The 7,017-nt window shown below is 62.7% G+C and carries 7 protein-coding genes; all 7 read right to left on the bottom strand.

What is annotated here, in order from left to right; genetic code table 11:
• Window positions 1-367: 367 nt before the first annotated feature.
• The 7 genes from FBY03_RS15315 to potA all read right to left on the bottom strand — a co-directional run bounded on the left by FBY03_RS15315 (window position 368) and on the right by potA (window position 6,993).
• Window positions 368-2,305: a DNA topoisomerase III gene (locus FBY03_RS15315; protein ID WP_147173233.1), complete on the bottom strand. Its 1,938-nt coding sequence runs from the start codon at window positions 2,303-2,305 to the stop codon at window positions 368-370.
• A gap of 151 nt (window positions 2,306-2,456) precedes the next feature.
• Window positions 2,457-2,945 carry a GFA family protein gene (locus FBY03_RS15310; protein WP_147173232.1) on the bottom strand — a complete coding sequence of 163 codons (489 nt, stop codon included), beginning with the start codon at window positions 2,943-2,945 and terminating at the stop codon, window positions 2,457-2,459.
• 41 nt (window positions 2,946-2,986) lie between these two features.
• Window positions 2,987-3,673: a cupin domain-containing protein gene (locus FBY03_RS15305; protein WP_147173231.1), complete on the bottom strand. Its 687-nt coding sequence runs from the start codon at window positions 3,671-3,673 to the stop codon at window positions 2,987-2,989.
• Between the two features lie 14 nt (window positions 3,674-3,687).
• The gene (locus FBY03_RS15300) at window positions 3,688-3,882 is read right to left on the bottom strand and encodes a glutathione binding-like protein (RefSeq protein WP_256677943.1); all 195 of its coding nucleotides are present in this window, start codon (window positions 3,880-3,882) and stop codon (window positions 3,688-3,690) included.
• A gap of 78 nt (window positions 3,883-3,960) precedes the next feature.
• Window positions 3,961-4,860: an ABC transporter permease subunit gene (locus FBY03_RS15295; protein ID WP_147173230.1), complete on the bottom strand. Its 900-nt coding sequence runs from the start codon at window positions 4,858-4,860 to the stop codon at window positions 3,961-3,963.
• An 82-nt stretch (window positions 4,861-4,942) separates the two neighbouring features.
• Window positions 4,943-5,824 carry an ABC transporter permease subunit gene (locus FBY03_RS15290; protein WP_178090670.1) on the bottom strand — a complete coding sequence of 294 codons (882 nt, stop codon included), beginning with the start codon at window positions 5,822-5,824 and terminating at the stop codon, window positions 4,943-4,945.
• A 26-nt stretch (window positions 5,825-5,850) separates the two neighbouring features.
• Window positions 5,851-6,993: a polyamine ABC transporter ATP-binding protein gene (gene potA, locus FBY03_RS15285; protein WP_147173228.1), complete on the bottom strand. Its 1,143-nt coding sequence runs from the start codon at window positions 6,991-6,993 to the stop codon at window positions 5,851-5,853.
• Window positions 6,994-7,017: the final 24 nt, after the last annotated feature.

Genomic DNA, 7,017 nt, shown 5'->3' with positions numbered 1-7,017 from the left:
TTGGCAAGGGAATGACCATTACCTGCGTCCTGCGCCTAATCGGGGGCCATTTCTCGCGGCAACGCGGCTCGCAATGAAACGGCAACAGACCCTAGTGTGCTGCCTCAGATATCACGATCAGCCCCGTAGGCTGGGTTAGACGCGTACGCGGTGGTCCGCTCAAGCAGCCGGATCTGGCGCGGCGTAACCCGGCATTGGCAGCGCCATTACCGACGCCGTGCCGGGTTACTCGGCGTCCGGAACATGTAGCGCCTGTACCTCGGTGGCATGCGCCGCTAACCCAGCCTACGAGGTGGCTGCGTTTGCCTGCCAACCAGCGCCTTGTTTCAGGCTAATCCGTGAAGAACCTTTATTTAGAGACGGCACACTAGGCCGGCTTTCTCGCTCGCTTAGCGCCGACAGCCCTGGGCTTAGCCGCCTTACGCTTGTTCTTCCAAGGTGCGGCGCCACGACCGGCCGGGCTCGCGGGGCCGCTGATGGTCAGGCGCAGGCCGGCGCAGCGCTGTACCTGCTTGCTCATCCAGGCCGACTGCTTGGCCACGAACTCCTCCAGGCTCATCTCGCCACTCTGCACCATGTCCAGCGCCTGCTCCCAGATGGCGGTGGTGCCGGGATCGGCGATGGCACGGGGCACGGCGTCGATCAGGCTGAAGGCGGCGGGCGTGGCCGCCAATGCCTTGCCCTGTTTGAGCAGGTAGCCGCGGTCCAGCAGGCCCTGGATGATCCCGGCGCGGGTCGCCTCGGTGCCGATGCCGGTGGTGTCCTTGAGCTTCTGCTTGAGCCGAGGATCGGCGACCAGCTTGGCGACGTTCTTCATCGCCTTGATCAGATCGCCCTCGGTATAGGGCTTCGGCGGTTGGGTCCACAGATCCTTGAGCGCCACCTCCGCGACTGCACAGTCCTGCCCCTCGCTCAGCGCCGGCAGGGTTTGCGCCATTGGTCCTTCCCCGCCCTTGCTCGGCGCCAGGGCTTGCGGCAGGGCACGCTTCCAGCCGGGCTCGACGATTTGCTTGCCCACCGCACGCAAGGCCTGACCGGCGCAGTCGAAGTCCGCCTGGGTGCGATCGTACTCATGGTTGGGCAGGAACTGCGCCAGATAGCGCGCGCGGATCAGGCTGTAGACGGCGCGTTGCTTGCCGACCAGGCGGTCGAGGTGCAGCGCGGCGGCGGTCGGGATGATGCCGTGGTGCGCGCTGACCTTGGCGTCGTTCCAGGCCCGCGAGCGGCGCTGCGGCTCGATGTGTTGCAGCAGCTCGCGCAGGCTCGTGTCGGCCCGCTGCAAGGCCGCCAGGATCAAAGGGGCCTCGGCGTGCTGGCTGAGCGGCAGGTAGCCGCAGTCGCTGCGCGGATAGGTGATGACTTTATGGGTCTCGTACAGCGCCTGGGCGATATCCAGGGTTTCCTGCGCACCGAGGCCGAGCTTCTTGGAGCAGACTTCCTGCAGGGTGCCCAGATCGAACGGCAAGGGCGCGGCCTCGCGCATGCGCTCGGTGCGCAGCCTGACCAGCCGGGCGCTGGCGGCGCTGTGCATGGCCGCCGCAGCCTGCTGCGCCAGCGCCTGGTTCAGACAGCGGCCGTGCTCGTCGCAGGTGTCTTCCGCGGCGCGCCATTGGGCGCTGAACGAGGTGCCGTCGCTGACCAACTGGACCTCGATGGCCCAGTAGGCGACGGGGACGAAATCGGCAATGCTGCGGTCGCGGTCCACCACCAGGCGCAGGGTCGGCGTCTGCACCCGGCCCACCGGCAGTACACCCTGATAACCAGACTGCTGGCCGAGCAAGGTGAACAGCCGGCTCATGTTCATCCCGATCAACCAGTCGGCGCGCGAGCGACCGAGCGCCGCGTGGTACAGGCTGAAGGTCTCGGCGCCGGGCTTGAGTGCGGCCAGTGCCTTGCGGATCGAGGCATCGTCCAGGGCCGATAGCCAGAGGCGCTGGATCGGCCCGCGATAGCGGCAATGCTCCACCAGTTCGCGGGCGATCATCTCGCCCTCGCGGTCGGCGTCGGTGGCGATGACCAACTCATCGGCTTCGCCGAGCAGACGCTTGACCGCCTTGAACTGGCCGGCGGTCTTGGGCTTTACCAGCATTTTCCAGCGCTCGGGGATGATCGGCAGGTCACTCAGCACCCAGCGTTTGTAGCGGGCGTCGTAGGCATCCGGCGGTGCGGTTTCCAGCAGGTGGCCGATGCACCAGGTCACGGTCACATTGCTGCCGAGCCAGCAGCCGTCGCCACGCCGATTGGCCTGGAGCACTTTGGCAATGTCCTTGGCCTGGGAAGGTTTTTCACACAAAAAAAGCCGCATGGCTGCCATCACTCATGGTCGCGATGGCGCAAAGCATGTGCAGTCATGGCCGTTCAGGCAAGCTTTATCTGTATATCCATACAGTTTAAGGCCACCAGCAACCTGGCACCCGGACACTGGCCTGGGTCGGCGCTGTCCTTCTAGCTAGCCGTCAGCGGCTCAGACCAAGGCGCTCATGCCACTCGGCGATGGACTCTTCGGGGTAGCCGTCGAACTGCTGATCGCCAGGCCGCGCGTCGACCTCGACCCAGGACGCCTTGGAGTCCAGCAGCAGATGAGTGTGCTCCGGCGGCACCGGCAGCGGGGTGTCGATCGCCGAGGCGAAGGGATGAATCAGCTCCGGCCACTCCGGGCTGAATAACCACAGGGCGCTGCCGCAGAGTCGACAGAAGTGTCGTTCGGCGCTACTGCGGTGGGCGCGACGCTGGCCTTCACCCTTGATCTTGGCGTGATACACCGATATCTGCTTGCGGCCGCTGACTTTCAGACTCCGCGCATCGCCGCCAAGATTGATCGAATAACCGCCGCCGCCCTGGGTTTTGCGGCAGATCGAGCAGTAGCAGCGTTGATAGGGATAAGGGTGGGCGCTGGTCAGACTGAACACCACCGCACCGCAGTGGCAGGAACCTTGGAGCTGCATGGCTGAATCTCCTGGTGAGCGGACAGCGTTGGCTATCCAGCCTAGCTCGCCGTCGGGAGCCTGATGGTCTGCTCAGCGAGGTGCCCGGTCTTCACCCACAGCCGGCACCCTTGCGGACCTGTGCGGGCCTGGAGCGACTCCCCTGCAGGTAAGCGTAACCAGGAGTGTTTGACGAATGTTTCGCCGCCGCTACTGAACGCCCCATGCAATACCAACACCTCGATACCCCCTGCCACCGTCAGATCGATGCGCGACTCAGGTGTCCACTGCTCCAGGCGTACCTCCTCCCGTGCATCCTGAAACAGCGGTATATGGGAAACGCCTGGCCTGTCGGGCACTGGCAGATAAGGCATCTTATTGCTATCGATCCGCACAGGGGTGCGGTCCTCCGGGGCGAATTGCCAGAGTTTGACGAAGATGGTACAGCCCTCTGCCGAGCGGGGGACGTGCTGCGAAGTAGGCGGATTACGCACGTAGGTGCCCGCCGGATAGTCGCCATGCTCGTCCTGGAAGACGCCCTGCAACACCAGAAACTCCTCGCCGCCGTCATGCACATGCGCAGAAAAGTTGCTGTGTGCGGCATAGCGCACGATTGAGGTGGCGCGCGCCACCTCTGCGCCGATGCGATCCAGCATGCGCCGCTCCACTCCGGGCATCGGCGAGGGCGCCCAGGCCAGCGAGTCGCTGTGTACGACCGCCCGCAGGCTGAAGTCGGCGTTCAGTTGCATGTCTCTACTCCCGTTCAGGCAAAGGCAATGCTGGATCTGGCGGCGACAGGCTGTCGCCAGGCACGCAGCTGTTGTAAGTCAGCGGGCACTGCGAGTTTGACCAAGTCGGCAAAGGCCAGGCCTGCGAAGGCGGTGATATCCGCAACTGAGAATTTATCACCGGCGAGGTACGGCTGGTTCCCCAATACTGGAAACAGATCATCTGCCACAACAAAGCAGCGGTGTGTTTCAGCCAATAAGCACAAAGGGCCACCGCAGCGACCCTTTGTGTTTATCCAAGCAGCGACCTAAGCCGTTGCGTGGACCTGCGACGGATCGCGGCGGCTGTCCGGGCCCTGCTGCTCGCGGATGCCAGTGGTTTCGTCCATAGCCTGCTGTACGGCCTTCTTGCGCTTGACCTCGGCACGCCGGGCGAAGAACCAGATCATGAAAGTCATCAGCGACACCGACAACAGGATCAGGCTGGCAATCGCATTGATCTCCGGCTTCACGCCCAGACGCACGGCGGAGAACACTTCCATCGGCAGGGTGGTGGAACCGGGACCGGAGACGAAGCTGGCCAGCACCAGGTCGTCCAGCGACAGGGCGAAGGACATCATGCCGCCGGCCGCCAGGGACGGTGCGATCATCGGAATGGTGATCAGGAAGAACACCTTCAACGGTTTGGCGCCCAGGTCCATGGCCGCCTCCTCGATGGACAGGTCCAGCTCACGCAGACGCGATGACACCACCACCGACACGTAGGCGGTACAGAAGGTGGTGTGAGCGATCCAGATGGTTAGGATGCCACGCTCGGCCGGCCAGCCGATCAGCTGGGCCATGGCCACGAACAGCAACAACAGCGACAGACCGGTGATCACTTCCGGCATCACCAATGGTGCGGTGACCAGCCCGCCGAACATGGTGCGGCCCTTGAAACGGGTCACCCGGGTCAGCACGAAGGCCGCCAGGGTACCCAGGATCACCGCGGCAATCGCGGTGTAGCAGGCGATTTCCAGGGAACGCATCACCGCGTTCATCAGCTGAGTGTTGTCGAGCAGGCCGACGTACCACTTCACCGACCAACCGCCCCAGACCGTGACCAGACGGGAGCCGTTGAACGAGTAGATGACCAGGATCAGCATCGGCAGGTAGATGAACAGAAAACCCGCCCACAACATGAAGTTGGAGAAACTGAAGCGTTTCATGTGCGGCCCTCCATTCCCTTAGCACGATTTTGCTTATGCACAGGGTTGAACAGAACGGTCGGCACAATCCGAGGGAACTTCATCATGCTCTGCCCTCCATTTCTTTGGCCTGGTTACGGTTGAACAGAATGATCGGGATGATCAGGATCGCCAGCATCACCACCGCCAGGGCAGAGGCCACCGGCCAGTCACGGTTATTGAAGAACTCCTGCCAGAGCACCTTGCCGATCATCAGGGTCTCCGGGCCACCGAGTAGCTCGGGGATGACGAACTCGCCGACCACCGGAATGAACACCAGCATGCAGCCGGCGATGATGCCGTTCTTCGACAGCGGCACGGTGATTTTCCAGAAGCTGTTGTAGGTGCTCGAACCCAGGTCCGCGGCGGCCTCCAGCAGGCTCTGATCGTGCTTGACCAGGTTGGCGTAGAGCGGCAACACCATGAACGGCAGGTACGAATAGACGATGCCGATATACACCGCGACGTTGGTGTTGAGGATGCGGATCGGATCGTCGATCAGACCCAGGCTGAGCAGCAGGCTGTTGAGCAGACCGTTGCTGCTGAGGATGCCCATCCAGGCATACACGCGGATCAGGATCGCCGTCCAGGTCGGCATCATGATCAGCAGCAGGAACACCGTCTGCATCTCCTTATCGGCACGGGCGATGGCATAGGCCATCGGATAACCGATCAGCAAACACAACAGGGTGCTGAAGAAGGCCATCTGCAACGAGCCGAGGTAGGCGGCCAGGTACAGGTCGTCTTCGCTGAGGAAGATGTAGTTGCTCAGATTGATGACAATCGACAGCTGCTGTTCCGCCCAGGTGTAGATCTCGGTATAGGGTGGAATGGCCACGTCGGCTTCGGCGAAGCTGATCTTCAACACGATGATGAAGGGCAGCAGGAAGAACATGAACAGCCAGAGGAACGGCACACCGATGACGAAGTGCCTGCCTTTTGGCATGCGGCGACTGATGCTTCGGGAAATATTCATGAGCGCAACGCCACCCCGCTATCGTCCTCCCACCAGACATAGACTTCATCATCCCAGGTCGGCCGCGCGCCGCGGCGCTCGGCGTTGGCGACGAAGGACTGGACGATCTTGCCGCTCGGTAACTCGACGTGGAACACCGAATGGCCGCCCAGGTAGGCGATATCGTGCACGGTGCCGCGCGACCAGTTGTGCTCGCAGTCGGGCTTCTGCGTGGTGACCAGCAGCTTCTCCGGGCGAATCGCGTAGGTGATGCTCTTGTCCTGTACCGAGGTGCTGACGCCGTGGCCGACGAAGATGTTGCGCTCCAGGTCCGGGCTGTCGATCAGCGCATGGCCTTCGGCGTCTTCCACCACCTGGCCTTCAAACAGGTTGACGCTGCCGACGAACTCGCAGACCAGGCGGCTGGTCGGGGTCTCGTAGATGTCCACCGGGCTGCCGATCTGGGCGATCCAGCCCTGGTGCATGATGGCGACGCGCTGGGCCATGGTCATGGCCTCTTCCTGGTCGTGGGTCACCATCACGCAGGTCACGCCGACCCGCTCGATGATCTCCACCAGCTCCAACTGCATCTGCGAGCGCAGCTTCTTGTCCAGCGCCCCCATCGGCTCGTCGAGCAGCAGCAGCTTCGGGCTCTTGGCCAGCGAGCGGGCCAGGGCCACACGCTGACGCTGGCCGCCGGACAACTGGTGCGGTTTGCGCCTGGCGTACTCGGTCATCTGTACCAGCTTGAGCATTTCCTCGACACGAGCGTCGATATCGGCCCTGGGCATTTTGTCCTGCTTGAGGCCGAAGGCGATGTTGTCGGCCACGCTCATGTGCGGGAACAGCGCATAGGACTGGAACATCATGTTGATCGGCCGCTCGTACGGCGGTATATCGGTGATATCCACACCGTCGAGGAAGATGCGCCCGTCGGTCGGCCGCTCGAAGCCGGCGAGCATGCGCAGCAGGGTGGATTTACCCGAGCCCGAGCCACCGAGCAGGGCGAAGATCTCGCCCTTGTTGATGGTCAGAGAGACATCATCGACGGCAACCGCTTCGTCGAACTTCTTCGTCACCCGTTCGATTTTGACCAACACCTCTTTGGGTTGCTGATCTCCCTCGAGAACCTTTTTATAGGTACTGGAAGCAACTGACATTACCAAAACTCCCGCAAAAATTGC

The sequence above is a fragment of the Pseudomonas sp. SJZ079 genome (assembly GCF_007993865.1).
Taxonomy (GTDB): Bacteria; Pseudomonadota; Gammaproteobacteria; order Pseudomonadales; family Pseudomonadaceae; genus Aquipseudomonas.
This window is presented reverse-complemented; position numbering and strand designations above follow the sequence as displayed.

Excerpts from the sequence above, each read along its gene's own strand:
- FBY03_RS15315 (WP_147173233.1), bottom strand. The coding sequence starts at position 2,305 with ATGCGGCTTTTTTTGTGTGAAAAACCTTCCCAGGCCAAGGACATTGCC.
- FBY03_RS15310 (WP_147173232.1), bottom strand. The coding sequence starts at position 2,945 with ATGCAGCTCCAAGGTTCCTGCCACTGCGGTGCGGTGGTGTTCAGTCTG.
- FBY03_RS15305 (WP_147173231.1), bottom strand. The coding sequence starts at position 3,673 with ATGCAACTGAACGCCGACTTCAGCCTGCGGGCGGTCGTACACAGCGAC.
- FBY03_RS15295 (WP_147173230.1), bottom strand. The coding sequence starts at position 4,860 with ATGAAACGCTTCAGTTTCTCCAACTTCATGTTGTGGGCGGGTTTTCTG.
- FBY03_RS15290 (WP_178090670.1), bottom strand. The coding sequence starts at position 5,824 with ATGCCAAAAGGCAGGCACTTCGTCATCGGTGTGCCGTTCCTCTGGCTG.
- potA (WP_147173228.1), bottom strand. The coding sequence starts at position 6,993 with ATGTCAGTTGCTTCCAGTACCTATAAAAAGGTTCTCGAGGGAGATCAG.